The organism is Hymenobacter lapidiphilus (assembly GCF_003417065.2).
Taxonomy (GTDB): Bacteria; Bacteroidota; Bacteroidia; order Cytophagales; family Hymenobacteraceae; genus Hymenobacter.
Window position 1 is genome coordinate 1 of the sequence record NZ_QVLT01000002.1, and the last position, 24,829, is coordinate 24,829.

Below are 24,829 nucleotides of genomic sequence, written 5' to 3' on the forward strand. Positions count from 1 at the left end.
ACAACCACGCCAAACGGCTTAAGACCTTGCGCGGCCTCACGCCACATGAATTTGTCTGTGCCGAGTGGCAGAAAAACCCCGTTAACTTTACCCAGGACCCGACCCACCTCACGCTGGGACTATACACCTAGACTGATAGCAACCTAACGTCGCAACTTAGAAAACGACTTTTCCGCTCCCGGTTTGCTCTGGTAACTTCGGGCCAAAGCACCTGCTTGGCTAGAAGTTACCTCTCTATCTTAAATGGCTTTCGGCTGCCACAGCAACTTCTGATTCGTCTCTTTTAGTCTCGAATGCGCCACTGCTGGATGGGTGCATTTTGCTGCGGATTTGGCGTGACCTTACATCAGTAATTGCTAAGGCAGTATGGAAAATCAAAAGACCATCATGATAACCTCTGATTTGCCTCCCGATTTCATTCCGTTCAACCGTCCGCATCTGGCCGGCCCGGAGTTGGAGTATATCCGGCAGGCGGCAGCATCCGGCAAGCTCTCCGGAAACGGCATGTTTACTCAACGCTGCCAGCAGTTTTTCGAGCAGGACTATGGCATCCCTAAAGTACTGCTAACCACCAGCGGTACCGACGCGCTAGAAATGGCCGCTCTGTTACTCAACCTGCAGCCTGGCGATGAAGTAATTGTCCCCAGCTACACCTTCACTTCCACCGCCAACGCCTTCGTACTGCGCGGGGCTCGTATTGTATTTGCCGACAGCCTCTCCGACCATCCGAACTTGGATGTCGCGCGGTTGGAGGCTCTCATCACCCCGCGTACCCGCGTCATCGTGCCTGTGCACTACGGCGGTCAGCCCTGCAACATGGTCGCTTTACTGTCTCTGGCTCGCCAATACAAACTGTGGGTAGTAGAAGACGCTGCGCAGGCCATAGAGGCCCGCTTCCTGAATCGGCCTTTAGGCACCTTCGGCCATTTAGCAGCTTTTTCCTTCCACGAAACAAAAAACCTCAGTGCTGGTGAGGGTGGTATGCTGGCCATAAATGACGCGGACCTAGCTACCCGTGCCGAAATAATCTGGGAGAAAGGCACCAACCGCGCTGCTTTTGCCAGGGGTGAGTCCGCCCGCTACGAATGGGTAGATATAGGGTCCTCCTTTCTGCCCTCAGAACTGAACGCAGCCTATCTGTGGGCGCAGGTAGAAGCCCGGACCATCATTCAGCAGCAAAGGCAGCAGCTTTGGGAAACGTATGCCAAGGCACTCGCGCCGCTGGCTGCCGCCGGCGCTTTTGGATTACTGCCCGCACTGCCCGACAGTCAGCCTAATTGGCACATTTTTGCGCTGCTATGTAATTCACAAACCGAGCGCGACGACCTGCTGGCCCATTTGCGGGAGCAACACATTCTGGCCGTTTTCCACTACCTACCCCTACACCGCAGCCCCTACTACACCCCCCGCCATGATGGCCGTCCCCTCCCCCACGCCGACCGTTTCGGCCAGACATTGGTGCGGTTGCCACTTTATCACGAATTGCAACCCGAACAGCAGGAACGGATAATCGAGGCCATCCGGACATTTTACGAAGCCTAACGCCGGAAGTCGGGGCTACGAGCTACGCCAATAACTCGTCGTATAGCTGGCCCAGCTGCTCGTAGCTAGCGGCCGCCCGAAACTTGTGGCGCACGAATTCCCGACCCGCCGCCGCAAACTCCTGCCGCAGATCAGCATCAGCGGCCAGCCGGAGCAACGCCTGGGTCATGGCGGGCACGTCGCGGTTGGGCACCAGAAGGCCCGAGCGGCCCGATTCAAATAGCTCAGCCGGGCCACCGCAATCTGTAGCAATAAGGGGCGTACCGAAGTAAAGCGCGTCGAGACAGGTGAGAGAAAAGGATTCTGATTCGGAGAAATTCAGTACTATATCGGCCTGCTTAATGGCCGCTTCCACATCATGTACGAAGTTGCCGAAAGTGACAACCTCACGCAACCCGGCTGTTTCCACGGCAGCTTCGAGTTGTCGTCGATAGATACGGTTTTTATCCAGACCCATGTCACCGCCAGCAAAGTGCAGGCGTAGGTTGGGCTGCTGTAAGTACGCGGTCTTGAATGCCTGCACGGCGAAATTCTGACCTTTCCCCGGGATATAATTACCCAGAAACAGCACCCGTACGGTACCGTCGATTCGGGGAGCCAAGCTAGTGGCCGGGTACTTTTCGCCTTCCGGAATCGGGTCGAAAATGACCTTTATATGAGATAGTGGTTGAAAGTACGAGTATACCGCCTGCGATACGCACACCACCCGTTGGGCAAGATGCTCGGCCACCCAGCGCCAGGTGCGGGCCAAGGGCTGCATCTGGGTATGAGGAAGGAACCGCACATGCGTTACCAGCGGCCGGCCAGTGAGCAGCCGCGCTACTACACCCGTTAGGTTGTAGAAGTCATTCATATGTACCGCGGCGGCCTGCTCCTGTCGTATTAGTGCCGCCAATCGCCAACCATTAAGTAGCAGCATCGGTCCGTATAGCAGCAGGTTGCGTACCCGCTTGCTTATTTCCACGAAGGGAAGCTCGTACACCCGATAGCCTGCTGTTTCCAGCACTGCCCGCCCCCGACTCCCGCTCGGTAGTACGTATACAAACTCATACCGACCGCGCAGCCGGTCAGTGGCGTTACGAATGGCCATCAGAGCCCCGGTTACGGCCGTGGAGTTATCAGCAATCAGAATGACGGGCTTGGTTGGCTGGGGCATTATTTTGCTAATACATCTTCGAGCACGGCCACCCACTGACGGAAAATCTTTTCCCGGGTGAAATCCTGCATGCGTTGGCTGGCGAGCTTACCCAGCCGCTCCCGCTCGGCCGCATCGCCAAGCAATTGATCGAGCGTTTCCGTCCATACCTGCTGGTCGGCCGCCAAGCTGGCTGGCTGGTTGAGCATAGGCATCAGCATCCCGAACTCAGCCCGTTCGGCCGCCCGGATTGCGGTACTAGGGGTGGTAGTACTGGGAGCCAGGATTTCGCGGGGGCCCGTCGGACAGTCGGTGGTTACGGCCGGTACGCCGCAAATCATAGCCTCGCCCAAGGCCATCGGGAAACCTTCCCAAGCCGAAGGGAACACAAACAGCGAAGCCGGCCGGATATACTTAAACGGATTCTGTTGGAGGCCCAGAAAATACACGTCGAACTCGGTGGTCAGCAACTCCCCGCTCCAGGCCTCATACACCCGCAGGCCTAACTGGCGGGCGTGGCGGGTAAGGTCGTCGCGCAGTTCCCCATCACCCACGAAAACCAGCTTAGCTGGCCGCCGCTTAATAAGGGCAGCTAAGGAATCAAGCAACGGAGCCTGGTTTTTCTGGATGGTGAGGCGCCCCGAAGTCACAAGCACTGGAGCCGAATCGTACACGGCCTGCTCCTGCGGCGTCAACGGCTCCCGGGACTTCTCTTCAATCTGGGCTACTTCAAAGAAGTTGTTGATAGTTACCAGCTTCTCCGGCTTCACTCCAAAGCCCTCAATCAGTTCGGGGTTGATGTCACGGCTTACCGTCACGATTTTATCGGCGCGGTTATAGAGGCCCGGCATCAGTACTTTCTTGCGCAGCCAGCCCACTAAGCCCGTAATATTACCGTCGTGTAGCTTAGAACCGTGAATGCAGAGCACCACCTTCTCAGGCCCCTTGCTCAACAGATTCACGTAGTCGGCCCCTTCCAGATGGCTCACGCACACATCAGTATGCAGGCGGCGCTTGAGGGCCCGCAGGCGCCCGATACGACGGCCAAAGTTGCGGATCTTGTCTAACGGACTCCCTCCCCCCGCCACTTCTAGGCTCCGCACTTCGTTGCCGCTGGGGTACATGTCGCCGCCGTCTAGGTTGAACACCGCTTCCGTTACGACGTAATACTTGGCCAGCTCCACGCTATGGTCGTGGAAGACGCGCTGCGCACCACCCAGGCCCAGGTTGGAAATCAGTAACAGGAGGTTGCGGGGAGTAGAAGAGAACATAATTACTGGTGTAGCGCGTTGATACTCTCCTGGTACAGTTGGGTGTAGGCGGCTATGCAACGGCTCATATCAAATTTGGTGAAGGCCTGCCGAGCCAGTTGTTGATGCTGGGCTAGCAGTACTGCATTGGTAGCATACTGGTGCATCGCTTGATATAACAGATCCATATCGGCCAGCCCTTCTTGCGGGAACTCAATCAACAAACCAGCCTCATGCCCCTCATCAGTGCGAATCATTTGCCGAATTTCTCCCACATCGGTAGAGATAACCGCTTTCCCGCAGAACAAATACTCGGCAATGGAATTGGGCAGACTTTCTTTGAGGGACGAAGCCAGAATCCCCACATCGAGACTCCCCACGCAGTCGATAGGGTTGTTCACGAACCCCAGAAAGCGCAGACTTTTATCGCCTTGATATTTTTCGCTTAACTGCGTCAAAAAGGGACTAGCTCCAACTAAGAGTAGATTTGTTGGACGGGATATTTCGGCACTTAACCGCTGATAGGCTTGGATAACTGGCTCCCACCCCTTTTCCGGTACACCGCGCGCAACCATTCCGAACACCAGCGCTTCAGAAGGTATGCTCAACTGCTGGCGGGTGTATTTAGGAGCTTCAGCTGATACGCGGCCTTCCAAACCGTTGTATATCTGGCGTAGTAAAATCTTACCGGATAGCGTGTGATTGAGGTGAATAGCTTCCAGGTTCTGCTCCGAAAGATAGGCGACCCCATTCGTACGGGCAATGGTACTGGCCAGTTTCGTAAGATACCCCGGAATAACGTACTGCTGCTGCTGCCGGTAAAACGCCAGAAACTGCTCGTAATCACCGTGCATAGTCACAATCAATGGAACGCGCGGGAAATCTTTTACTACTTCCGCCAGCAAAGCATCCGCCTTGAACGTATTACTGCTCACGACTTCAATATGCTTATCCCACAATACCTGGCGCAGGTGGCCCACCAGTGCTCGGCGGCGTAAGCTTATTGCATAGCCGTGCCGTTGGAACCAGTCATCGGCACGCAGCAGTAAGGTATCCATGCTGCTTGCGGCCGGACGGTACTCTACTAGTTCTACGTCCGGGGCCAGCCTTTTTACCAAGTCATGCTCCGTGTACTGCCAATACATAGCGTATAGGTACACGCGGTGCCCGGCTTCATGTAAGGCCTGTGCCAACCGGAGCGCGAACGTCTGAGCGCCTCCAATTCGTAATTCTTCAACAGCAACGAGTATATTCATGTCTTATTTTCAGCTTCAACTACTTAGCCAGTTAGCCAACCTGATTCTGTTTCAATGGCCGAACCACCTGCTGGAACACCTCCTCATATTGTCGCAGGCAGTGGGACATTCGGAATTTCTCAAACGCCAGGGTTGCCCGCTGCTGATGCTCTTCCAGCAAGGCCGGCTGCGTCAGGTACGCACGCATCGCTTCCGTCAGATGCCTAGGGTCGGTGAGCTGCCAGTTAGCCTGCTCCAGCAACACGCTTGCTAGGCCCGCTTTGGAAGCAAGCATGGCCGGCACTTCCCCAATACGGCTGGCAATAACCGGCTTGCCGCACGACAGGTATTCGGTAATGGAGTTGGGCAGACTCTCGGCGTGGAAATAGCTAGGCAGCAGCCCCACGTCGAAGATATCCACCCAGTCGATGGGGTTGCGGGAAAAGCCGGTAAAGTGTAGGCGCGGATGCGGATGCTGCCGGCGCAACTCCGTGAGGTAGTCGCTCTCCCCTACCAGCACTAGGTGCAGCTCCGGGTGCGCCGCTTCAAGAGCCAGAAACGAATTCACGGCGTAGCCCCATCCCTTTTCAGGAATCCCGCGCGCCACCATGCCAAATACCCGGGCATCGGCCGGAACGCACAGGGCAGCCTGGGTATGCGTCAGCTTCTCCGCCGAAAATTGCCCGTCGAAGCCGCTGTAGATTTTCCTGTTGAGCACTGAGTGCAGGGGCCGGACCCCGCGCTGCCCAAAAATCTCCAAGTTCTTGCTGGTCAGGCACACTACGGCGGCCGCCTGTTGCAGAGCAAAATTACCCTTGGGCGTTACTTCGGGCGCATCGGCCTTGTGCAGAAACAGCTCGTAGCAGCCGTGCATGGTAATCACCAGAAGAATGCCGAGCCCCTGCAACGCCTTAGCGGCGGCATAGTCAGCATTGATGGTGTGGCTAATTACCACATCGGGGGCTAGGCGCTCAATTGTCTGGCGCAGGTAGCGGATCATCAGCGCCTCGCGCAGCCAATCAGGGCAGCCCAGGCGGCGGCCCAACCCGACAGCTTTGCGCAGCATCGCATCCAACTTCGGCGACAGCAAGCCATAGGAAATCACTGACACCCCAAGAGCAAGCTGCTGGATTAGATTCTGATTTACCAGGTGCGCATGCTGGTCATACAGGTGTACCGTGTGACCCACTACCTGCAAGGCCTGCGCCAGGCGCAGGGCAAACTTTTGGGCGCCGCCCGTGCGCAGATCCTCCAGAACAATCAGAATTTTCACGCTTTAGGAAACGGCTGGAACGGGTGGGAGTTCCGTGAGTCCGTACACGCGGCCGGGGTACTGGTTGGTTAGCATGCGTTCCACGGCAGCTTCCAGCACGGTTACATCTACTGGGTACTCCTGGCCGTCACGCATGTTGCCGCCCACTACCACGTCATAATAGCGGATTCCCATAGCATATGCCTGCCAGTAATATAGCGGCATAAGGTAATTACGAGGCATAATCTCGATAACATGGCTTTGGGCGTAGTTCATGAAAAACTGCTGAATCATGCCAGCCCCGTGTAGCGCCACCAGATATTCGGTTTCCTGAAACAACTGGGCCTGCTGCTCGATGGTGAGGTTTTCGGCAAACATCTCCTCGAAGCCGTGGCGCTTGAGCATGGCTACTACCTCGGCCTCATTGTCGAGGTAGCGGCCGTAGCGGTTCCGGTCCCGGTTCAGGAATACCTTGCGCCATGGCTTCACATAAGGCATCGCGTACAGCTCGCGCATGGTGCGCCAGGCAGCGGGGCTAAAGGAGGCCGTTTGCAGCTTGTAGAGCTTCTTTACCTGCACCCACTCCACGTCGCCCACCACGTACCAGTCCAACTGCCGCACTTGCGGGCTACCCTGATATAGGTACTGGAAGTACACCGTATCGTACATCTTTTTGGTGATGAGGATAGGCGTGTCCCGGGGCAGGCCGCTCCGCTCCCACTGTTGCAGGCTAATGAGCGCATCGACCAAGTGGTGATAGTAATTGCGTGTGGCCGAGCCGTCGTACCAGATGGCCATATCCAACTGCGTAACGCTGGAGGGGCGCATCAGATAGGGCAGAATGTACGGGTACTGCCGGTCGTGTTTGTACACCACGGTTTGCTCCACCAGTTCCCGCCCGGCTCGGATGCCGAGCAGGCGCTCCGGTTCCAGTAATACATCTTCCACTTCCACCACAAAGCTTTCCTGCATGGTCCAGCGCTTGTTGTCTTCGGCCACGAACTCGCTGAATACCGGGTCGGCGAATTCGGTGGGAACATCGGCAAAAATCTCGTCGGTCTGGCGGTACAGGTAGCGAAAGCCGGGGCCATCCTGGCGGTTTTTCCAGTAGCCGGCCGCCGCTTTGCGACCCAGGCCGGTACGCCAGAGCAGCGTGCGGGTGGCTTTGTTGAGGAAGCTGGTAACGGAGGTCGTCATGGCAGGCAAAAAAACGGCCGCATCGGCGGCCGCGAAACTAGGATTGAACGAGCAGGTAGCGACGGAAACGCAGTGGCACATATTCGCCCAAGGTCTTGCGCAGATACACCACCCAGACGAAGATGCCCATCAGCAAAGATACAACGGCTCCGATGGGCAGGAACCACAGCCAGTGATTGAACACGGGGATGGTGTCCAGCTTCTGCACCAGTAAGTAAAGGCCGATTCCAACCGCGCTAATGCCCAGCGTGGGTCCTATGATAGGCCGCACCAGCGAGTCCATCCATGAAATTTCCAGGTGCTTACGTAGCAGGAAGGGCACGTACCAGAACGACGTAAGCATCGCCGCAATGATGGTACCGAGCAAGATTCCGCTCATGCCCAGCTTGTAGCCCAGCCAGATGGAAAGCGTCAGGTTCAGGCCCGCCTCCACCATGGCGGCAAAGCTCAAGGGCCGGGCAATACCCTTGGCATTGAGGAAGAAAACACCGGTCCTCGTAATGGTTTGCTGCACCATAATAATGAGGGCCAGGATCAGTACCTGCTGACCAGCGAAGAAATCCGGCCCTACCCACAGCCGGATAAACCACTCATCCAGGGTCAGCATCAGCCAGAACGCCGCTAGGCTCATCACCACAATCAGTAGCATCATACGGTGGAAATACAGGCGGCCCGGGCCGGACCTTCGTGCACCACAATTTCGGCTACCGCCTCGGGGCGGCGGGCGAAGCGCAGGGTGCGCGTCTGGAAGGTGAGGGCGTCGAACAGCCAGAGCCGGCCACTCAGCACCTCGCCCAGGCCCAGCAGTACCTTCAGCGTTTCGGTGGCCTGGGCCGTGCCCACCACGCCGGGCAGCACCCCCAGCACCCCGGTAGCCGAGCAGTTCGGAGCCTCGTCGGCCCCCGGCGGCACCGGGAACAAGCAGCGGTACGTGGGCCCGCCCGCGTAATTGAACACCGACACCTGCCCCTCGAACTTGTAGATGGCCCCCGACACGAGGGGCCGCCCCAGCAGCACGCAGGCGTCGTTGAGCAGGTAGCGGGTGGCGAAGTTGTCGGTGCCGTCTACCACCACGTCGTAGGCTTCCACCAGCGCCCGCACGTTGCCCAAATCCAGCCGCAGCGCGTGTACTTCGGTCCGCACCAGCGGGTTCAGCCGGGCCAGCACCTTGGCGGCGGTTTCGGCCTTGCTGCGCCCCACATCGGCCGGCCCGAACAGGATCTGGCGGTGCAGGTTGCTCTCGTCCACCACGTCGGCATCCACGATGCCCAGCGTGCCCACCCCCGCGGCGGCCAGGTACTGCAACACGGGGCAGCCCAGCCCGCCCGCGCCCACCACCAGCACCCGGGCCGCCTTGAGCTTCAGCTGGCCGGCCTCGCCAATCTCGGCCAGCTGCAAGTGGCGGCGGTAGCGGCAGGTTTCTTCGGGGGTGAGCATGGGCAGGTTGGGGTTGGTAGAACGGCGTAGCGACGCAACAGCTGGAGTCTCGACATTGAACGATGTGATACAGGACGAACAACATTGACACCATCAGCAACGACGAAACTCCAACTGTTGTGTCGCTACGGCGTGCTGACACCCTCGCGTAACCACGTCACCGCTGCGCCCTCGTCGCCGAAGAAGCGCACCTTGTAGGGCTTGTCGGCGTAATACGCCTCATCCTGGAAGCTGGGGTCGGCGGTAATGCGGGCCAGCAGGGCGGGGCCGGTGAGGTAGGCCACGCGCAGGCCCCCGAAGCGGCGGGCCATGTCGGGGAAGTACTCGGTTAGTAGCCAGCGGGTGATGGCGGGGTCGTTGACGACGCGGTGGCGGATATCCTGGAGCCAGTAGCGGCAGTTGCTGGCCAGGGCCTCGCGGCTCAGCTGCTGGTAAGCGGCGGGCAGCAGGGCAGGGTCGGGCTGATGCGTCCAGCGCCCCACCAGCAGGTCGAGGTCGGCGCGGTGGGTTATCTGGAGCAGTTCGGCGGGAGTATCGGGGGCCATGGCGGAGGGCTAGAAAGCAAAGCTACAGAAAGCGCGGTGCCGGAAGCAGAGGCACCGCACCCGGCCCTGACCAACGCGGCTACCGCCCATCGCGTAGCAGGGGCACGGCGGCCCCGCTGGCTTTCGTTGCTCATCAACCCCCACCGCCATGCAACGCGTTTCCCCGCTCCTGAGTGCCGCCAGCCTGCTGCTATTAGGTGCCTGCTCGCAAACCAACCAGCAGCCCGCCACCGACATAGTACTACCGAAGCCACCGAAACCCCCGTGAAGCGCACGGCTTCGGGCTTTTTAGGCGGCAGCGGGTGCTACCGGGCAACGGGCGTTTACTGGCGCGGGCGGCGTTTCTGCTTGCGCACGGGCGGCTCGGGGGCCGGCGGGGCCGGCTGCATCTGCACCGAGTCGGCACTTACCTGCCCGAACTGCACTTTGGGCATGGGTAGCTGGGCATTGGGCTCGACGGCAGGTACGGGCAGCGGCTCGGCGCTACCCTGGCCGACGCCAGTGGGCAGTACCACGCCCGGCACCGGGCTGATGCGTTCGGTAGGCTGATGGCGGGTAGGTGTAACGGGGGTGCGGTTCTGGGCACGGGCACCGAACGGGGCACTCAGGCCGCCCAGCAGCAGGGCAATGGTCAGGAAACGAAACATGCGGTAGGAAGTTAAGTGGAAGCAGGGCACCGGGCCTTTTCTACCTGTTACGGCAGCCCGGTGGCCGGCGTTGGTCTGGCGGCCGGGTGTCAGTGTTTGGGCATCAGTTCGGCCGAGCTGAGCGAATACACGTCGTGGCGGCGGCTGCGCAGGTTCTGCACGCTGCCCTGCTGGCGCAGCTTGTCGAGAATGGACAAATCCACGTCAGTCACCAGAATCATCTCGGTGTTGGGCGTGGCCTCGCTCTTAACCCCGGTAGTCGGAAACGAGAAGTCGCACGGCGTCAGCACGGCCGACTGGGCGTACTGGATGTCCATGTTTTTTACGCGGGGCAGGTTGCCCACCGAGCCGGCAATGGCTACGTAGCACTCGTTTTCGATGGCCCGGGCCTGGGCGCAGTGCCGCACCCGCGAGTAGGCAGTCTGGGTGTCGGTGAGGAAGGGGACGAACAGGATGTCCATGCCCTGATCGGCCAGCAGGCGGGCCAACTCCGGAAATTCGGAGTCGTAGCAGATGAGAACACCCACCCGGCCGCTGTCGGTGTCGAAGGTCTGGAGGCGGCTACCGCCCTTCAGGGCCCAGTACTTGGCTTCGTTGGGCGTTACATGAATTTTCTCGTAGCGCTCCGTAGTGCCGTTGCGGCGGCACAGGTAGCCCACATTCATCAGCTGCCCGTCGGAACCCAGCTCGGGCATCGAGCCGGTAATGATGTTGATGTGGTACTTGACGGCCAGTAGGGTGAAGCGGTGCAGGATTTCGGGCGAAAACTGACTGAGCTTGCGGATGGCATCGATTTCGGCCAGCTCATTGGTTTCGGCCATTAGCGGGCCATGGAACAGCTCCGGAAACAGGGCAAAGTCGGCCCGGTACGCCGACAGCGCATCCACAAAGTATTCCACCTGCTGAAACAGGTCGTCGAAGCTGTCGTAGAGGCGCATCTGCCACTGCACCAGGCCCAGGCGGACCTGGGTTTTGGGGGCTACGGCGGTAGCGGGGCGCTGGCTGTACAGCATGTTGTCCCACTCCATAAGCAGGGCATAGTTGCCCGAGGCCTCGTCGCCGGGCAGGTAGCCCCGAATCACGCGCACCGGGTGAAAGTCGTTGGAAAGCTGGAAGTTGAGGGCCGGGTCCACGATTTCGCGGTTTTTTACCCGCTGCACGTATTCCTTGGGCGTCATGGCTTCCTGGTGCTCACGGTAGCCGGCAATGCGGGCCCCGAACGTGATGGCCCGCAGGTTGAGCCGCTCACAGAGTTCCTTGCGCGCTTCGTAGAGCCGCCGCGCCAGCCGCCGCCCGCGGTAATCGGGGTCCACAAATACCTCGATACCATAGAGCGTGTCGCCGGCCGGGTCGTGGGTGCTAAAAGTGTACTCGCCGGTAATCTGGCGGTAGGTATGCTCGTCGGGGTACTTGGCGCGCACCACAATAATGGCCAGCGCGGCCGCCACCACCGCCCCGTTTATCGTTACCACCAGCTGCCCCATCGGAAACAGCTCCCGTAGCCGCGCCAACGACTCGGCAGGCCAATAGCTGCCCATTTCGGGGTAGGCCCGTCGCATGGCCGCGTCAAATGATTCGTAGTCGTCGGCCTGTAGGTGGCGGATTTCAATTACTTCGTTCATGCAAATGTGGGTTAAAAGGGGCTCCGGCGCGGCCACCGCTGGCCGCGCAAGGGCCCAGGCCAACCGCCGTCGGGCGGTGGCAGCCAGCGGCCGGAAGGGTGGGTTGCGCAGGGTGAGTTTTGGAAGTGCCTCTGCTGGCTAAACGCGCATCGTGGCGTTTGGTTGGCCGGCATTGGCTGCGTCGCTACCGCAAAAAAGCCGCTTCCCGAACAGGAAGCGGCTTTGGCAGCCCAGCAGAAAGGCTGGCTATTTCTTCATCACCCGGGTCGGGACGCCAGCTTTCACGCTTGGGCCTTGGGTGCGGCGCTTGGCCTGGGCCTTGCGCCGCAGTTTCCAGCGACGCACGGGGCCGAGCTTCTTCATTTTTTTGCGGGCACCGCCCTTGTAACTCATGTAGTTGGGACGGCCCTTGCGTGGGGTACGCCGGAAAAAGCCAGCTTCGGCCGCGGCAGGGGCAAGCAGCGTAGTGCCGGCTGCAACGGCATGGGCTTCGGCAGTAGCACGGGCTGGCGCCGGCTCCAGCATCATGGCAAAAGCCAGCAAAAGGAAAAGTAGCGTTTTGAACATACAGAAGAAGGAAAGAGTGGATGGAAGTGGCTGATAGAATTGATTTCGTCTTTTCGTTTGCGAAGTACTTAGCTCACAATGAAGATAAACGAAAAGCAGCCACTATAAAAATTCATCTTTCCACGAATCTTTTGCACGGTCGGTTAGGGCGTTAAATAATTGTCTTTTTTCAGGTTTACTGAATAGCTGCAATGGCCGGAGTGCAAAAAGTTGTTGTAGCCAGCCGTCTATCGGCGCGAGCGAAGCCAGCGTACTGCTTCCCCCTCATCAGTGAACTGTTGCACTGAGCAATAGTCGCTGTGGGTGTGGGGCATGGCGGGTAGCGTATCGTCCTCGGCATCTTCGAGCTGGTAGGGGGCCACCAGAAATGCCAGAAACACATGGTGGCCCAATTGCTCCCGTAGCGTCGGGTAAAATTGCTCGGTCAGCCAATGTACATCGCTCAAATCAACCCGAACGCGGCGGCGGGCATCAATTAGCCAGCAGTTGCAGGCGTTGCAGGTGCCCGCGTGGCGCAGCAGCAACTGGTAACCCGCCCGCAACTCGCCCGAAGTAGTGGGCCGCAGCCAGCGGGCGGCTATAATGCCCAGATCGGGCCGGTGGCTGAGGTCAAGAAAGTCGGCGAGCGAGGCGGTGTCGATAGTCATGCAGGCGGAAACAGATGAGCCCGGCCAGACAGCCGGGTTGTTGCCATACGCGGCCACCGGGCCCGGCGTTGGCCGGCATACTGCCGATGGCCCATTTAAGGCCGGCGCGGTGGTGTAGCAGCCGGCTTGCGCGGCTCATCCGAAGTAATCGTTGTCGACTTGCTTTTCGGGGTTTTTGCCCGCTTGAGCGGCTGGTTATCGTAGTCGGTAGTCACTCGCTGCTTAGGAGCCCCGGTTATCCCAGGGGCCACATAAATGCCTTCCACTCGGTTTGTAGTGTCGGAAGGCGCCAGGTGGGTTTCGACTTTAGTGGCCTGGGCCGTGGCGGCAGAAACCGTACTACCGGCCAGTAGCACGGTCAGAATAAGATAGCGAAGCATGGCATTATAGCTCAGAAGGTTGAATCCTTTCATGCGCTACCGGTAGCCGAAATGATACCCCAGACCTCGCTGCTTGGTTAGTGCTGCACGCGCGGGGCCGGCGGCATAGGGGTTGCCGGCACCTCCACGGGCCGGATGTCGTAGCGGCGGTTGAACTCGGCTACGCCCGCCGAAGCCACGTTGCGCTTGGTTACCACAATCATCACGCCTTCGCCGGCCGTGTCCCCGAAAATCCGGACCGCTTCTGCGCCCTTCACCACGTTCACCGACGCGATGGTGCGGCGGTTGAGCTCATCAATAGTTTTTTTGTTCGTGAGCTGCCCATCCAGAAAATAAAGGCTGGGCGCGGCCACAACACGGGTTTCGGCCGCGCCAGTTGGCTGGCCCTGGCCCCGGGCAACGCCGGCCAGACTGAGGGCGGCCGTTACAAGCACCGCGCCGACTAATAAGGAGAACGACATAGATAAACGCTAAAAATGAGGACTATACCAGCAGGATACCAACGCCAGCGTCCCGGTTGCACAAGGCCCCGGGACGCTGGGATAAACTCCAAAAACGGCAGTTTATTTTGTATGGTCCTTAATCCCTACGAAAATCAGGCCCTTTTGGACGCGCTCCTTCTTTTTAGTGCTATCTGATATGAAACCAATAGCGCCGATAATGCGTTGGCAGCCGCGTCTAAACCCTGAAGCCTTCCTGTCAGAAGGCTTCAGGGCCAAGTTTGGCAAAGGCTAAATGGCTACTTGGTTTGGATTATTACAGCACCCTTAGCACCCTTGGCACCGTACTTCTTAGTGGCCTGCTCAGCATCCATTACAAACACGCTCTGCAGTTGGCCCGTTGCTACCTTCGACTTCTCAACTGATGCTTCCTGGCCGTTTACCAGCAGTAGTCGCCCCTGCAGGTCGTTGGTCGACAGCCCCTGACCAGAAACGACCAGTTGCGTAAGTTGCTCAACTGCGGGACTAGCCGGGGTATTTACAATGCCGTACTTGCGCATAAAGTCCCGCACTTCCGGTGAATCCTTGTTCTGCTTTGTAATAATCAGAATGGTCCCGTTGGCAGCTTCTTGGCCAAAGGCCTTCAGGGCTACATCACGCTTAAGCACGCTCATGCTCTCAATCTGCTTGGGGTCCAGTTTATCAAGCGCTGTTTTGCTTATGCGCTTACCATCGAGGAAAGTCAGCGGATCACCGGTCTGTATTGGCTGGCCCTTTTCGTCGAATAACACATCGGTCGGGCGGCGGCCGACGGCAATCTGAACTTTATAGCGAAGGTTGCGGCCATCGTTGGCCCGCACCTCAGTCAGGCCGATAAGCCGATAGCCGGGGTACTGCTGAACGATGTAGGCCAGCGCAGCCGGCGGCAAGGCGCTTATAGGAACCTCCTTTTCTACATCAATTATTGAAGCGCTCAAACCAGCAACCGGAGCTACTGTGGGCGCGGCATTGGTGGCAGCAGTAGCAAACAGCAGGCCGGCGGCCAATGGCAAAACGGCTATGTAGCGCAGTAGCTGGCGGCGCGCAGAAGGCTTGGTATTCATCATGGCAATGCGGGTTTTAAGAAGGTGGAAGTTGAAATGACAGACTATTTCGTTGGTGGGGCCGCGTTCGATACTTTGGTGAAGCAACGAATACTGGTAGGCCTTAGCATCGTGCGGCCGGGCTTGCAGCACCCGGTAATCGGCCTGGAACTCCAGGTTCTCGTGCAGGGCCCGGCGCAGCAGCCAGCCACCCGGGTTGAACCAGTAGAACACGAGGCTCAGCTGGGCCAGCAGGATATCAATCGTGTGCCACTGGCGCACATGCTCATGCTCGTGGGCCAGAATGGCGGGCATCTCGGCGGCCGGGTGCCGGTTGGGGTTCAGATACACGGTTTGCCAGAACGCGAAAGGCATCACCGACCCGCTCAGGCGGCGGAAGGACCAGCCGTGCAACTCCTGCGGCCGGGATTGGCCATGTAAGCGGCGCACGGCCAGCAGCTGTATCAGCAGCCGTAGCCCAAATACTACCACGCCGGTCCAGTAAGCCACCAGCAGCCAGTCGGTAGCAGCCGGAGCGGCCGTTGTGGCGGGCAGCGCCAGCCCAGACCACTCGGCCGGGAGGCGTAGCAGTTCTGCAGGGCGTGGCGCGGTGCGGGCCAGCCAGCCGCTGAAATCCAGTAGGGGGTAGGTGGGCGCAAACAGCAGCGCGAAGAGCAGGAAGGCCCGGTTCAGCCCGAAAAACGTGAGCCGCCGCAGCCCCAGATAATACACGGCACAGAACAGCACCAGCGCCCCATTTACCTTCAGCAGGTAGGGCAACAGCTCGGACGCACTCATTTCGGCGGGCCGTTTTCAATCATGCGCACTATTTCCTTCAGCTCCTCGGCGCTGATTTTCTGCTCCTTCGCAAAGAAGGAAACCAGCTCCTTGTAGGAGTCGCGGAAGTAGTCGCCCACGAAAGTGCCCAGAAACCGCTTCCGATACTCTTCAGCAGCAATGGCGGGCGTGAAGCGAAAGGTGTTGCCCAGCTTCTCGGCGCTAAGGTAGCCCTTGCGCTCCAGGTTGCGCACTGTGGAGGCCAGCGTGGTGTAGGGCGGCCGGGGGTCGGGCAGTTGCTCCAGCACATCCTTGATAAAGCCGCCCTGAAGTTCCCAGAAAACGCGCATGGCATCTTCTTCGGGTTGGGTAAGTCGTTCCATAAGAGCCAGTACGATTGTTTCGTAATGGTACGAATAATTCGTAGTAATAGATAATGTTCTGCTGAATTATTTTTTTATCAGCCTTTATCACCCTTCCCAATACCCCACAAAAAAGCAGCCCACTCAAACGAGCGGGCTGCTTTTTACTTTACCGAAACCGGAATTACTTGCGGCGCGGGGCAGGCCGGCGAACCGGCGCTTTCTTCTTCACCGGAGCAGCTTTGGGAGCTACGGCCGGGGCCTCCATTATTTCGGGGGCCTGGCCATACTTCTCTACAGCTGGGTTCGGGTCGCCGGGCAGGTACACATCGAACTCGACGCGACGGTTGAGGGCGCGGCCGGCATCGGTGGTGTTGCTGGCAATCGGCTTAGCCTCGCCGTAGCCCTTCGACACGATACGGTCGGCGGGTACACCTTTGCTCAGCATGTAAGCGCGGGCCGAGGCAGCACGATCATCCGACAGACGCAGGTTGTAGTTGTCCTCACCCTTGCTGTCGGCGTGGGCCGAAATGCTCAGGAAATAGTCGGGGTAGTCCTGCATGATTTTCGACAGGGCATCAAGCGTCGGGTACGACGAAGGCTTCAGGGCCGCCTTGTTGAACTCGAACTGGATGAACTTGGTGGCTTCCTCCAGACGCTTCTTCTCCTCTACTTTCATCTCGGGGCAGCCTTTGTTCGAGGCTGGACCCGGACGGGCAGGGCAACGGTCGAGGTAATCCGGAACGCCGTCGCCATCACCATCAAGTGGGCAACCGGTCGCATCAACCTGCACGCCGCTCGGGGTGTCGGGGCACTTGTCTGCGCTATCGATTACACCGTCGTTATCGGCGTCGGGGCAACCCTGCAGGGCTGCTTTGCCGGGGGTATCGGGGCATTTGTCTTCGCTGTCGCGTACACCGTCACCGTCGCGGTCGGGGCAGCCTTCGAGGGCTGCTACGCCGGCTTCGGTCGGGCACTTATCCTGGTAGTCCGGAACGCCATCCTTGTCGCCGTCGAGCGGGCAGCCGGTCAGGTCAACCGCCACACCAGCCGGCGTGCCGGGGCACTTGTCCTTCTTGTCCGATACACCGTCACCATCCTCATCGGCCATTTTGCCGAGGTTGAAGCTCAGGCCCAGCTTGTGCTGCAGGTACCGGTCGTTGAGGTCGCCAACATTGGTAATACCGTCCACCTGATCGGTGAGCGGGTAGTGCTGGCCGGTCTGAATGAACAGGCCAACAGCGGGCGAGAAGTTGAACTTGATGCCGGCAGCCGCCTGAATGTCAAACGCGTACACGTCTGAGTTGCTGATTAGCCGGTCGTTGATGTCGTACAGGTCGGGGCTGGCGAAGAATACGCCGGGCTGCACCACCAGGTAAGGCGCGATGAACGCGTCCTCTTTCAGGGCCCAGCCATTGTTGAGCTTCAGCTTAATGGGAATACCCACGTTTACCACGTTGGCATCGAAACGCCGAACCCGGTACTGCGTGTTCTTGGGGTAGTCGGCCGAGAACTTCATGTCGCCGTAGCTCAGGTCCAGACCAATGTCGAGGCCCGGAGCGATGTAGCGGCTTACCGTCAGGCCGAGGCCGTACTCTACTTTGTCCTGCTTGAACCACTCCGACCCAAGGTCGCCGTGGTACTGCAGCCAGTTGTAGTAGACGCTGATGTTGGTCTTGCGGTCCGAGGTTTGGGCCTGGGACAGTTGGGGGGCCAGGGTACAGGCCGCTATACCCAACGCCAACACCTTCGGAAAGGGGATGCGTGGAAGCATATAGAAGGGGAAAAAGTGACGGGAGAGCGTTCTGCGGACGCAGAATGAGTTTCTATACTTACCTAGAGACGAAAAAGTTGTCTATCTATAGATGAGCTTGTATATAATCAAGATTAGCCTGGCAATGTACTGTAAATCAGCATGTATTGTGCGGTTTGTGTCGCTGTCCAAACCAATCTCCTGTCCCTACCAGTCAAAGTCGAGCAGGGGGGCTCTGCCCCCCAGAAAGGTTTCCAGCTGCTGCACCCGGGCCCGCTGCTGGCGTACTTCCTGCTGTAGCTGCTCCAGTTGCCGGTGCATGTGCAGCACTACGTCGAGGCTGGCTTTGCTCAGGCCCAGCTCCTGGTGCAGGCGAGCCAGGCGGGCTATATGCTCGGGTTCTTCGCGCACCGCGTCGGGTACGTCGGGGGCCTGATGCAGCAGTCCGAACTGCACAAACTCGCGCACTTCGGTTTCGCTCAACCCATAGCGCATCCCGCACTCGCGGAAGGTAATCGTAACAATAGCCGCTTCCATAGTTTTGGGGCTTTTAGCTGACAGCTGTTAGCCGTTAGCTTCTGTTATGGATGATTTTCTCGCTTGAAAAGGCTATCAGCTGGCAGCTTGACTACGCAGCTCTGCCAGCTGGCGGAACAGCGTTTTCTCCTGCTCCGTCAGGTGCTGGGGCAGGCTGATGGAGAGGCGCAGGTACAGGTCGCCGAACTGGTCTTGCTGCCGGTATACCGGGAACCCTTTGCCCCGCAGGCGCAGGCGGGTGCCATTCTGGGTTTCGGGCTTAATATTGATTTTGACGGCCCCCGACAGCGTTTCCACCGTTTGCTCGCCTCCCAGCAGAGCCGTGTACAGGTCTACCGGTACGTCTATGGTCAGGTCGTTGCCGGTGCGGGCGTAGCGGGGGTCGGGCCGGATGTGGAGCGTGATGTAGAGCGAGCCCGCCGGTCCTCCGCTGCGGCCCGGTCCGCCCTGGTCGCGCAGCCGGATAACCTGTCCATCCTCGACGCCCGGCTGAATGGTGAGGCGCAGGTTTTTGCCATTGACGGTGAGCGTGCGCGGCCCGCCACGGTAGGCGTCTTCCAGCGTCAGCTCCAGTTCGGCCTGGTAGTCCTGGCCGGCGCGGGGGCGGCTGCCACCCGCACCACCGCTGCCCCCCATACCCCCGAACATAGAGCCGAAAAAGTCGGAGAAGTCGGCCCCGCCAAATGGGTCGGCACCACCCGCGCCGCCACCACCCTGGGAGTACTGCGACCAGTCGAAGCCGCCGCCACCACCTCCGCCGGGGCGGCCACCAGCCTGCTGGTAGCGTTGGTAGTCGGCGCCCAGCTGGTCGTATTTCTGGCGTTTTTCGGGGTCGCTAAGCACTTCGTTGGCCTCGTTGGCCTCCTTGAATTTCTGCTCGGCTTCGGCGTTGTTCGGGTTCACATCAGGATGATACTGACGGGCCAGCTTGCGGTAGGCCTTTTTTATCTGGTCCTGTGTGGCCTTTTTTTCGACGCCCAGCGTCTTGTAGTAGTCTTTATAATCCACGAGCGGGTAGGGCGGAAGGACAGAGGAAAAATCGGCCCGAATTTGGTAGAGGGTGGGCCAGTCAATACTTTAGAACGAACCCAACACGTTGCGGGTTACCGTAACATTGCCGGCGCGGCCGGTCTTTCCTCCACCCTAATAATGCTTGCTTTATGAAATTTCTCGCTACCCTCGCGGCTGTTATGCTGCTGGCCGGGACGCTTGCCGCTCAGGCTCAAACCAAAGTCCCAGCCGCCCGCCGCGGTGCGCAGCCCAAGGCCCGCGTGGTGTCCAATGGCGCCACCATGAAGGACGGCTTCCTGATGAAAGACGGCAAGGTGCTCGAAACGCGCAATGCCCACACCGGAGCCATTACTGCCGAGTCGGCCCTGGTAAACGGCACTAAAGTGCAGCCCGATGGCACGATTATGATGGCCGACGGCACCACCGTTCGTCTGCAGGAAGGCGACTACATGTCGCTGACTGGCCGCATGACCACCCGCGCCATGAAGGCCGAGCAGGACAGCCTGAAGCAGGTGCAGGTAATGAAGGCCAAAGGCAAAAAGAAGCGGTAATCAGCGATTCGAAACGCTGACTTTCTAAACAGCTCCATCGTAACAGAAAGAAGGGGCCGGCTTTGCTTACGCATTGCCGGCCCCTTCTTTCTGTTAAGGATTGATTCCGGACGCTAGTGGCTGTAATCCTGGAAGATGAGGGCCACCTCGGCCTCATTGGGTGCTTCCACGATTTCGTTGATGACAAACTGCACCTCGTCTTCGCTCCAGCCCTCGTCTTCGGCCGCCTGAATGAAGGAGCTGAGCTGCGTGAAACGGTCGGCCCCAGCGGGGGCCATCCAGCGGATTTTTTTGCGGATGCGCATAGTGATGAGTGGTAAGGCTGGACCTGGTTAGCGGGCTTTGCGAATGACTTTAAGCGTTACCGGGGCCACGCCGGCGTCGATGATGTCGATTTTGCGGGCCGCTTTTTTCGATAAATCAATGATGCGGCCCTTGGCGTGCGGGCCCCGGTCGGTTACGACCACTTTCACCGAGCGGTTGTTGCGCGGGTTGGTCACGCGTACTTGGGTGCCGAAGGGCAGCGTGTTGTGGGCCGCTGTGAGCTGGCCGGAGCGGTACACGGTGCCGCTGGCCGTGCGCCGGCCTTCGAACTTGTCGGCGTAGAAGGAGGCCTTGCCGGACTCGGTGAAGGCCCCGGTGCCCGCGCAGCCAGCCAGCAGCAGTCCGGCCCCGCAACACAATCCAAGTCGGAAAAAGCAGCGCATAGCAGTGGAGTTAAAGGCGGAATGATCGGCTGGCCGGGGCGCTATGGCCGTTTCGGCGGAATCCGTAGGGCCCGCAGCCGCTCAAAGCTACCCTGAAACACGTTGAAATCGACCGGACCGCGGATGCCGGGCACATACGACTCGTCGGAGTGCTGCCAGATAATCCAGCGGCTGGCCGGCAGCCGGGGCTGGTCGACTTCATAATGGGCCAGCCAGAGCGGATATTTATCGAAGTGACCCGCCAGGTGGCGCTGGTAGAAGCCGTAATTGGAGTACAGAATGGGCCGCACGCCATAGTGGCGCTCCACCAGCCGCAGCCACAGCGCCACCCCCCGCCGCATCTGGGCCACATCGTGGAAGTTGGCGTGCTCCACGTCGAGCACCGGGGGCAGGTCGCCGGGGCCGAGGGGCACGGTGCGCGTGAACAGGCTGGCCTGTTTGGTCGGGTCGGAGTTGGGGTGGAAGTAGTGGTAGGCCCCGCGGAAAACACCAGCCGCCCGCGCCCCGCGCCAGTTGCGCCCGAAGCGCGGGTCGCGCAGGGTGCCGCCTTCGGTCGCCTTAATGAAGGCAAACCGCACCTGGTGGCTGGCCACTACCGGCCAGTCAATGCGCCCCTGATAAGACGATACATCGATACCATGCACCGCATAACCGGCCCGCAGGGGCGTTTTCTCGTGGCCCGTGAGCGAGCCGGTCCGGAGGGTGGCATAGGCCCGGCGGGCATAGCGGTTCAGCTGCGTCGAGTAGCGTCCGTAGAGGCCGAGGGCCACCAGCAGCAGTCCGGCCAGCAGCCAGCCTACCCACCGCCGCCCGGGTTTGCGCCGCCGGGTAGGGCGGGGCGGGCGCGAGCGGGCCGACGAGGAGGACGTAAGGGGCATAGAACCGACGGTACGTGAGCAAAGGTAACGCCCGTTCCCGGCCGGTTGGTGCCCCGGCGGCGGAAAAGACCCGGCAAACCGGGCGCAACCGCCGGTTTTTTCGCACCTTCGGCTTCTCAATTTCATTGCCATGTCCCAACCATCCCGCCCTTCCGCCCACGACGCCCGCGACGAATCGGGCCACTTGATTCGGGAGCTGCACGGCATTACGCTGGCCCAGATTCTAGAGTACCTGGTGGCGGCCTACGGCTGGCCCGGGCTGGACAGCCGCATCCGCATCAACTGTTTTTCGGTGGATCCGAGCATCAAATCCAGCCTCACCTTCCTGCGCCGCACGCCCTGGGCCCGCGCCAAAGTCGAGGAACTCTACATCGAAACCCGCACGGCAGAGTTGCGCAAGGCACAGTAGCGAGTTGGTGAAATGGGGCGTTGATGTTGCGCGACTTGACGGCGTCAATGGTGCCCCGCTATTCCTGATTTGCCTCAAAACCCTTTCTCCCGCTCCGCCTGCGAAAGTAACGCAGTCCGGCTGCCGAAACAGCAAATTACCAATTCACCTTCATGGCTGAAATCAAGCAGAAAACCGGGGCGCTGGCTTTTTTAGTGGGGGCAGGCCTGTTCGTGGCTTTCGAAATAGCCGCATATTATCTGCTGAAGTTTGCCACTTCGGGTCTGGGCATGGCCGACCAGATGCAGCCCGAAAACACGATTGTGAGCAATTGGGTGAAGACGGTCGTGTTTCTGCTGCTGCACCTGACGCTGGTGGTGGTGGCGGTGCTGGTGCTCAGCAACCGGCTGCCGCGCCGCCTGCGGGGCCAGCTCATGGGCTGGTTCTACCTTTCGCTGCTCATCGGTTTCCTGCTGCTAATTCCGCTCTTTTCCTGAGATGTTTTGCGGGTGCCAGATAGAGAAGCTGTTTAGAAAGTAGTCGGAATCAATCAGAACATCATGCTGAGCGTAGTCGAAGCATCTCTACCGCTTCGGTGAACGACTGCTACGAAGCGGTAGAGATGCTTTGGCTGCGCTCAGCATGACGTTCTTTTGACTTTCTAAATAGCTTCAGAAGTTGATCGTTACATCGTAAACCCAAAGCTCATGAAAAAAGCCACTGCAGAGGCAGTGGCCAAGTGAGACATGGGCCGGTCGGTCCCGGCGTTATGGAGTAGTGCGCGGCTTAGCGCTGCTTGATGTCGATTTCGCGCGGCTCGTCGTTGGCAGCGTAGGGAATACGGACGAGGAGCTCCGAGCCTTCGAACACGGCATCGATGCGACTGGCGTTGAGGCCGGCGGGCAGGCTGAGCGTGTGGCTGAAGAGCGGCGCGGCCAGCTTATCGTCGGGCGTGTGCCGGAACTCGGCATACACGGTCAGCGTGTTTTCGTTGAGTACGACGTGGAAGTTCTGCGGATTAACCGAAGGAAGGGCCACGCGGACAATGACGCCTTTCTCCCGCTTATCAACCCGCATCTGGGCCTGCGCAATGCCGCCACCCAAGGTGTTGAGCAGGTCGAGCTGGGGCGCAATGTTGCGGATAAATTCTTTGCTGATCAGGTTCATAAGATAGGTCCTTACAGATGATGTGACTGGCTTATTTCAAAAGTTGTACCAAGCCCCCAAAGCTGGCGCTGTTGCCTCTGCAGTGTCATAAAGTCTGGTTGGCACGAGGTGTTTTAAGCTGTTTCGGCCATTGTGTCGGGCGCTAATGCGGGTAGCTTGCCCGCATGTAGGCAGCGGAAAGCCCGGCCCTTGCGTACACAGGGGCAGACATTCTACTTCAGTCCCTTCGTGTTATGGAGCTTAAAACCATTTCCACGGCCCGCACGGCCCGCTATATCAGCCTCGGCGAGCCGGGCGCCGATATTCAGCATGTGTTATTCTGCTTGCACGGCGAAAGCCAGCCGCTGGCCGACTTCGCGGCCCAACTCATTAATTTCGACACGCCCGAGCGGCTGTTGGTGTTACCCGAGGGCCTTTCGCGCTACGCCCTGCCGGCCGGCCCTACCGAAACACCTGCTACGGTAGCCTCCTGGTTCGCCCCCGATTCGCTGCTGGCCGACCTGGCCGACCTGACCACTTACCTCGATGAGCTGGCCGTTACCGTGCTGGCCGGCTGCCCCGCCGACGTGCCCGTTACAGTGCTCGGCTACGGCCATGGCGCGGCGGCGGCCTGCCGCTGGCTGGCTGGGGGCCGCACCCGCTACAACCGGTTGCTACTCTACGCGCCCGTTTTCCCGCCCTCCATCGACCGGCGTGCCACGCTGGTTGGCTTGCCGGAGCGCCCCGTTACGCTGATTTCAACCACCACCGACGCCTTCACCCCCGAAGCTGCCGGTGCCGGCCTGCTCCAGGATTTGCAGGATGTGGGCCTGAGCGTTCAGCACCGCTACGTATCCGAAGGCCCGCTCACACTCGCCGCCCTGGGTACGGTAGGGAAGTAGGCGTTTATCAACCGATTATTTAGCAAAGCGTTATGGCTGACTTCGACCTTACCCAACTGCCCACCCGTGCGCCGGCCAGTGCCCGCAAAGCGGCCACCAAGCGTGCCAACAAAAAGCTCCGACAGGAGCTGGTGGAGTTGCAAGACCGCCTGTACGCCGAGGGCCGCCACAGCGTGCTCATCATTCTGCAGGGTATGGATGCCAGCGGCAAAGACGGCCTGATCCGGCGCGTGTTCAGCGGGATTAACCCCCAAGGCGTGCGGGTATATTCGTTTAAGGAGCCCACCGAAACCGAGCTGGCCCACGATTTCCTGTGGCGCATTCACCAGCAAACGCCCGCCCGGGGCATGATGCAGGTGTTCAACCGTTCGCAGTATGAAGACGTGCTCATTACCCGCGTGGAAGGGTTGATTGACGATGCCGAGGCCCGGCGGCGCTTCACGGCCATCAACAACTTCGAAAAGCTGCTGCAGCAGGCCGGTACTACGGTGCTGAAATTCTACCTGCACGTATCGGAAGAAGAGCAGCTCGGACGGCTGCAGGAGCGCGTCACCGACCCCGACAAGCGGTGGAAATATGAGGCCGGTGACGAGAAGAAAGCCAGTCAGCGGCCCGCCTACCGAGCTATGTACGAAGACGTATTCCGCCACTGTAGTCCCGCCAGCTGCCCCTGGCACATCGTTCCCGCCGACCAGAACTGGTACAAAGCCCACGTAGTTGCCCAAACCCTCCGCGATACGCTCGTTGCCCTCGACATGCAGTATCCTACCATCAAAAAGGCGAAGAAGTAGAAGGTCAAACTATCTGCCCCGGCATGCTTACCACACCAAGTGCTGATG

General features: G+C 59.5%; 29 protein-coding genes and 1 pseudogene. 7 read left to right on the forward strand and 23 right to left on the reverse strand.

Annotation, left to right across the window (positions count from 1 at the left end):
• Positions 1–131, forward strand: a pseudogene (locus tag D0N36_RS19440) (IS481 family transposase); the annotation flags it as partial.
• 235 nt (positions 132–366) lie between these two features.
• A complete protein-coding gene (gene rffA, locus D0N36_RS01150) occupies positions 367–1,542 on the forward strand; it encodes a dTDP-4-amino-4,6-dideoxygalactose transaminase (RefSeq protein WP_242478761.1) in 1,176 nt (391 codons plus the stop codon).
• A 22-nt stretch (positions 1,543–1,564) separates the two neighbouring features.
• On the opposite strand, the gene D0N36_RS01155 is transcribed toward rffA, so the two are convergent.
• From D0N36_RS01155 to D0N36_RS01245, 19 genes are all read right to left on the reverse strand, one after another.
• Positions 1,565–2,698, reverse strand: a complete 1,134-nt coding sequence (locus tag D0N36_RS01155; RefSeq protein ID WP_116939225.1) for a glycosyltransferase family 4 protein — start codon at positions 2,696–2,698, stop codon at positions 1,565–1,567.
• Positions 2,698–3,948 carry a glycosyltransferase gene (locus tag D0N36_RS01160; RefSeq protein WP_116939226.1) on the reverse strand — a complete coding sequence of 417 codons (1,251 nt, stop codon included), beginning with the start codon at positions 3,946–3,948 and terminating at the stop codon, positions 2,698–2,700. Before D0N36_RS01160 ends, D0N36_RS01155 begins: the two co-directional genes overlap by 1 nt.
• Before the next feature lie 2 nt (positions 3,949–3,950).
• Complete coding sequence (locus tag D0N36_RS01165) at positions 3,951–5,183, reverse strand: glycosyltransferase family 4 protein (protein WP_116939227.1); 1,233 nt, start codon at positions 5,181–5,183, stop codon at positions 3,951–3,953.
• A gap of 31 nt (positions 5,184–5,214) precedes the next feature.
• Positions 5,215–6,435, reverse strand: a complete 1,221-nt coding sequence (locus D0N36_RS01170) for a glycosyltransferase family 4 protein (RefSeq protein ID WP_116939228.1) — start codon at positions 6,433–6,435, stop codon at positions 5,215–5,217.
• A 3-nt stretch (positions 6,436–6,438) separates the two neighbouring features.
• Positions 6,439–7,611 (reverse strand): glycosyltransferase family 61 protein, encoded by a 1,173-nt coding sequence (locus D0N36_RS01175; RefSeq protein WP_190242466.1) that lies wholly within the window; start codon positions 7,609–7,611, stop codon positions 6,439–6,441.
• 37 nt (positions 7,612–7,648) lie between these two features.
• A complete protein-coding gene (locus D0N36_RS01180; protein WP_116939230.1) occupies positions 7,649–8,263 on the reverse strand; it encodes a polysaccharide biosynthesis protein in 615 nt (204 codons plus the stop codon).
• On the reverse strand, positions 8,260–9,048 hold the full coding sequence (locus D0N36_RS01185; RefSeq protein ID WP_116939231.1) for a HesA/MoeB/ThiF family protein: 789 nt from the start codon (positions 9,046–9,048) through the stop codon (positions 8,260–8,262). The genes D0N36_RS01180 and D0N36_RS01185 overlap by 4 nt, the downstream gene beginning before the upstream one ends.
• Before the next feature lie 125 nt (positions 9,049–9,173).
• Positions 9,174–9,593 (reverse strand): hypothetical protein, encoded by a 420-nt coding sequence (locus tag D0N36_RS01190; RefSeq protein ID WP_116939232.1) that lies wholly within the window; start codon positions 9,591–9,593, stop codon positions 9,174–9,176.
• 323 nt (positions 9,594–9,916) lie between these two features.
• A complete protein-coding gene (locus D0N36_RS01195) occupies positions 9,917–10,240 on the reverse strand; it encodes a hypothetical protein (RefSeq protein ID WP_116939233.1) in 324 nt (107 codons plus the stop codon).
• Between the two features lie 89 nt (positions 10,241–10,329).
• Positions 10,330–11,862 carry a bifunctional GNAT family N-acetyltransferase/carbon-nitrogen hydrolase family protein gene (locus tag D0N36_RS01200; RefSeq protein WP_116939234.1) on the reverse strand — a complete coding sequence of 511 codons (1,533 nt, stop codon included), beginning with the start codon at positions 11,860–11,862 and terminating at the stop codon, positions 10,330–10,332.
• A 246-nt stretch (positions 11,863–12,108) separates the two neighbouring features.
• Positions 12,109–12,429 carry a hypothetical protein gene (locus tag D0N36_RS01205; RefSeq protein ID WP_116939235.1) on the reverse strand — a complete coding sequence of 107 codons (321 nt, stop codon included), beginning with the start codon at positions 12,427–12,429 and terminating at the stop codon, positions 12,109–12,111.
• Between the two features lie 227 nt (positions 12,430–12,656).
• Positions 12,657–13,076, reverse strand: a complete 420-nt coding sequence (locus D0N36_RS01210; protein WP_116939236.1) for a hypothetical protein — start codon at positions 13,074–13,076, stop codon at positions 12,657–12,659.
• Positions 13,077–13,171: 95 nt separating this feature from the next.
• A complete protein-coding gene (locus tag D0N36_RS01215) occupies positions 13,172–13,456 on the reverse strand; it encodes a hypothetical protein (RefSeq protein ID WP_147320703.1) in 285 nt (94 codons plus the stop codon).
• 77 nt (positions 13,457–13,533) lie between these two features.
• On the reverse strand, positions 13,534–13,917 hold the full coding sequence (locus tag D0N36_RS01220; protein ID WP_147320704.1) for a hypothetical protein: 384 nt from the start codon (positions 13,915–13,917) through the stop codon (positions 13,534–13,536).
• Between the two features lie 278 nt (positions 13,918–14,195).
• Entirely contained in the window at positions 14,196–15,776 is a 1,581-nt protein-coding gene (locus tag D0N36_RS01225) for a M56 family metallopeptidase (RefSeq protein ID WP_116939239.1), read from the reverse strand.
• The gene (locus D0N36_RS01230; RefSeq protein WP_116939240.1) at positions 15,773–16,138 is read right to left on the reverse strand and encodes a BlaI/MecI/CopY family transcriptional regulator; all 366 of its coding nucleotides are present in this window, start codon (positions 16,136–16,138) and stop codon (positions 15,773–15,775) included. The genes D0N36_RS01225 and D0N36_RS01230 overlap by 4 nt, the downstream gene beginning before the upstream one ends.
• Positions 16,139–16,301: 163 nt before the next feature.
• On the reverse strand, positions 16,302–17,891 hold the full coding sequence (locus D0N36_RS20030; RefSeq protein WP_116939241.1) for an OmpA family protein: 1,590 nt from the start codon (positions 17,889–17,891) through the stop codon (positions 16,302–16,304).
• A 186-nt stretch (positions 17,892–18,077) separates the two neighbouring features.
• Positions 18,078–18,407: a chaperone modulator CbpM gene (locus D0N36_RS01240; protein WP_116939242.1), complete on the reverse strand. Its 330-nt coding sequence runs from the start codon at positions 18,405–18,407 to the stop codon at positions 18,078–18,080.
• A gap of 75 nt (positions 18,408–18,482) precedes the next feature.
• Positions 18,483–19,415 carry a DnaJ C-terminal domain-containing protein gene (locus D0N36_RS01245; protein ID WP_116939243.1) on the reverse strand — a complete coding sequence of 311 codons (933 nt, stop codon included), beginning with the start codon at positions 19,413–19,415 and terminating at the stop codon, positions 18,483–18,485.
• A 152-nt stretch (positions 19,416–19,567) separates the two neighbouring features.
• On the opposite strand from D0N36_RS01245, the gene D0N36_RS01250 reads away from it, so the two are divergent.
• Positions 19,568–19,969, forward strand: coding sequence for a DUF6799 domain-containing protein (locus tag D0N36_RS01250; RefSeq protein ID WP_147320705.1), 402 nt, complete (start codon positions 19,568–19,570; stop codon positions 19,967–19,969).
• Between the two features lie 113 nt (positions 19,970–20,082).
• Here the strand turns inward: D0N36_RS01250 and D0N36_RS01255 are convergent, their stop codons facing one another.
• From D0N36_RS01255 to D0N36_RS01265, 3 genes are read right to left on the reverse strand one after another with little or no spacing between them, the layout of a single operon-like run.
• Positions 20,083–20,274 (reverse strand): hypothetical protein, encoded by a 192-nt coding sequence (locus D0N36_RS01255; protein ID WP_116939245.1) that lies wholly within the window; start codon positions 20,272–20,274, stop codon positions 20,083–20,085.
• 27 nt (positions 20,275–20,301) lie between these two features.
• The gene (locus D0N36_RS01260; RefSeq protein ID WP_116939246.1) at positions 20,302–20,676 is read right to left on the reverse strand and encodes a septal ring lytic transglycosylase RlpA family protein; all 375 of its coding nucleotides are present in this window, start codon (positions 20,674–20,676) and stop codon (positions 20,302–20,304) included.
• A gap of 41 nt (positions 20,677–20,717) precedes the next feature.
• The gene (locus D0N36_RS01265) at positions 20,718–21,554 is read right to left on the reverse strand and encodes a glycoside hydrolase family 25 protein (RefSeq protein ID WP_116939247.1); all 837 of its coding nucleotides are present in this window, start codon (positions 21,552–21,554) and stop codon (positions 20,718–20,720) included.
• Between the two features lie 130 nt (positions 21,555–21,684).
• Here D0N36_RS01265 and D0N36_RS01270 point away from each other — a divergent pair, with 130 nt between their 5' ends.
• Together D0N36_RS01270 and D0N36_RS01275 are read left to right on the forward strand one after the other, a co-directional pair.
• Positions 21,685–21,963, forward strand: a complete 279-nt coding sequence (locus D0N36_RS01270) for a VF530 family protein (protein ID WP_116939248.1) — start codon at positions 21,685–21,687, stop codon at positions 21,961–21,963.
• Between the two features lie 152 nt (positions 21,964–22,115).
• On the forward strand, positions 22,116–22,439 hold the full coding sequence (locus D0N36_RS01275; RefSeq protein WP_116939249.1) for a hypothetical protein: 324 nt from the start codon (positions 22,116–22,118) through the stop codon (positions 22,437–22,439).
• A gap of 289 nt (positions 22,440–22,728) precedes the next feature.
• On the opposite strand, the gene D0N36_RS01280 is transcribed toward D0N36_RS01275, so the two are convergent.
• Positions 22,729–23,109, reverse strand: coding sequence for an Hsp20/alpha crystallin family protein (locus D0N36_RS01280; protein WP_116939250.1), 381 nt, complete (start codon positions 23,107–23,109; stop codon positions 22,729–22,731).
• A 233-nt stretch (positions 23,110–23,342) separates the two neighbouring features.
• Between D0N36_RS01280 and D0N36_RS01285 the strand changes: the two genes are divergently transcribed.
• Positions 23,343–23,990 carry an alpha/beta hydrolase gene (locus D0N36_RS01285; RefSeq protein ID WP_116939251.1) on the forward strand — a complete coding sequence of 216 codons (648 nt, stop codon included), beginning with the start codon at positions 23,343–23,345 and terminating at the stop codon, positions 23,988–23,990.
• A gap of 32 nt (positions 23,991–24,022) precedes the next feature.
• Positions 24,023–24,781 (forward strand): PPK2 family polyphosphate kinase, encoded by a 759-nt coding sequence (locus D0N36_RS01290; protein ID WP_116939252.1) that lies wholly within the window; start codon positions 24,023–24,025, stop codon positions 24,779–24,781.
• Positions 24,782–24,829 lie beyond the last annotated feature (48 nt).

Bases quoted from the DNA above. Each gene is read 5' to 3' on its own strand.
- rffA (WP_242478761.1), top strand. From the start codon at position 367: ATGGAAAATCAAAAGACCATCATGATAACCTCTGATTTGCCTCCCGAT.
- D0N36_RS01155 (WP_116939225.1), bottom strand. From the start codon at position 2,698: ATGCCCCAGCCAACCAAGCCCGTCATTCTGATTGCTGATAACTCCACG.
- D0N36_RS01160 (WP_116939226.1), bottom strand. From the start codon at position 3,948: ATGTTCTCTTCTACTCCCCGCAACCTCCTGTTACTGATTTCCAACCTG.
- D0N36_RS01165 (WP_116939227.1), bottom strand. From the start codon at position 5,183: ATGAATATACTCGTTGCTGTTGAAGAATTACGAATTGGAGGCGCTCAG.
- D0N36_RS01175 (WP_190242466.1), bottom strand. From the start codon at position 7,611: ATGACGACCTCCGTTACCAGCTTCCTCAACAAAGCCACCCGCACGCTG.
- D0N36_RS01180 (WP_116939230.1), bottom strand. From the start codon at position 8,263: ATGATGCTACTGATTGTGGTGATGAGCCTAGCGGCGTTCTGGCTGATG.
- D0N36_RS01185 (WP_116939231.1), bottom strand. From the start codon at position 9,048: ATGCTCACCCCCGAAGAAACCTGCCGCTACCGCCGCCACTTGCAGCTG.
- D0N36_RS01190 (WP_116939232.1), bottom strand. From the start codon at position 9,593: ATGGCCCCCGATACTCCCGCCGAACTGCTCCAGATAACCCACCGCGCC.
- D0N36_RS01195 (WP_116939233.1), bottom strand. From the start codon at position 10,240: ATGTTTCGTTTCCTGACCATTGCCCTGCTGCTGGGCGGCCTGAGTGCC.
- D0N36_RS01200 (WP_116939234.1), bottom strand. From the start codon at position 11,862: ATGAACGAAGTAATTGAAATCCGCCACCTACAGGCCGACGACTACGAA.
- D0N36_RS01205 (WP_116939235.1), bottom strand. From the start codon at position 12,429: ATGTTCAAAACGCTACTTTTCCTTTTGCTGGCTTTTGCCATGATGCTG.
- D0N36_RS01210 (WP_116939236.1), bottom strand. From the start codon at position 13,076: ATGACTATCGACACCGCCTCGCTCGCCGACTTTCTTGACCTCAGCCAC.
- D0N36_RS01215 (WP_147320703.1), bottom strand. From the start codon at position 13,456: ATGCTTCGCTATCTTATTCTGACCGTGCTACTGGCCGGTAGTACGGTT.
- D0N36_RS01220 (WP_147320704.1), bottom strand. From the start codon at position 13,917: ATGTCGTTCTCCTTATTAGTCGGCGCGGTGCTTGTAACGGCCGCCCTC.
- D0N36_RS01225 (WP_116939239.1), bottom strand. From the start codon at position 15,776: ATGAGTGCGTCCGAGCTGTTGCCCTACCTGCTGAAGGTAAATGGGGCG.
- D0N36_RS01230 (WP_116939240.1), bottom strand. From the start codon at position 16,138: ATGGAACGACTTACCCAACCCGAAGAAGATGCCATGCGCGTTTTCTGG.
- D0N36_RS20030 (WP_116939241.1), bottom strand. From the start codon at position 17,891: ATGCTTCCACGCATCCCCTTTCCGAAGGTGTTGGCGTTGGGTATAGCG.
- D0N36_RS01240 (WP_116939242.1), bottom strand. From the start codon at position 18,407: ATGGAAGCGGCTATTGTTACGATTACCTTCCGCGAGTGCGGGATGCGC.
- D0N36_RS01250 (WP_147320705.1), top strand. From the start codon at position 19,568: ATGAAATTTCTCGCTACCCTCGCGGCTGTTATGCTGCTGGCCGGGACG.
- D0N36_RS01255 (WP_116939245.1), bottom strand. From the start codon at position 20,274: ATGCGCATCCGCAAAAAAATCCGCTGGATGGCCCCCGCTGGGGCCGAC.
- D0N36_RS01260 (WP_116939246.1), bottom strand. From the start codon at position 20,676: ATGCGCTGCTTTTTCCGACTTGGATTGTGTTGCGGGGCCGGACTGCTG.
- D0N36_RS01265 (WP_116939247.1), bottom strand. From the start codon at position 21,554: ATGCCCCTTACGTCCTCCTCGTCGGCCCGCTCGCGCCCGCCCCGCCCT.
- D0N36_RS01270 (WP_116939248.1), top strand. From the start codon at position 21,685: ATGTCCCAACCATCCCGCCCTTCCGCCCACGACGCCCGCGACGAATCG.
- D0N36_RS01275 (WP_116939249.1), top strand. From the start codon at position 22,116: ATGGCTGAAATCAAGCAGAAAACCGGGGCGCTGGCTTTTTTAGTGGGG.
- D0N36_RS01280 (WP_116939250.1), bottom strand. From the start codon at position 23,109: ATGAACCTGATCAGCAAAGAATTTATCCGCAACATTGCGCCCCAGCTC.
- D0N36_RS01285 (WP_116939251.1), top strand. From the start codon at position 23,343: ATGGAGCTTAAAACCATTTCCACGGCCCGCACGGCCCGCTATATCAGC.
- D0N36_RS01290 (WP_116939252.1), top strand. From the start codon at position 24,023: ATGGCTGACTTCGACCTTACCCAACTGCCCACCCGTGCGCCGGCCAGT.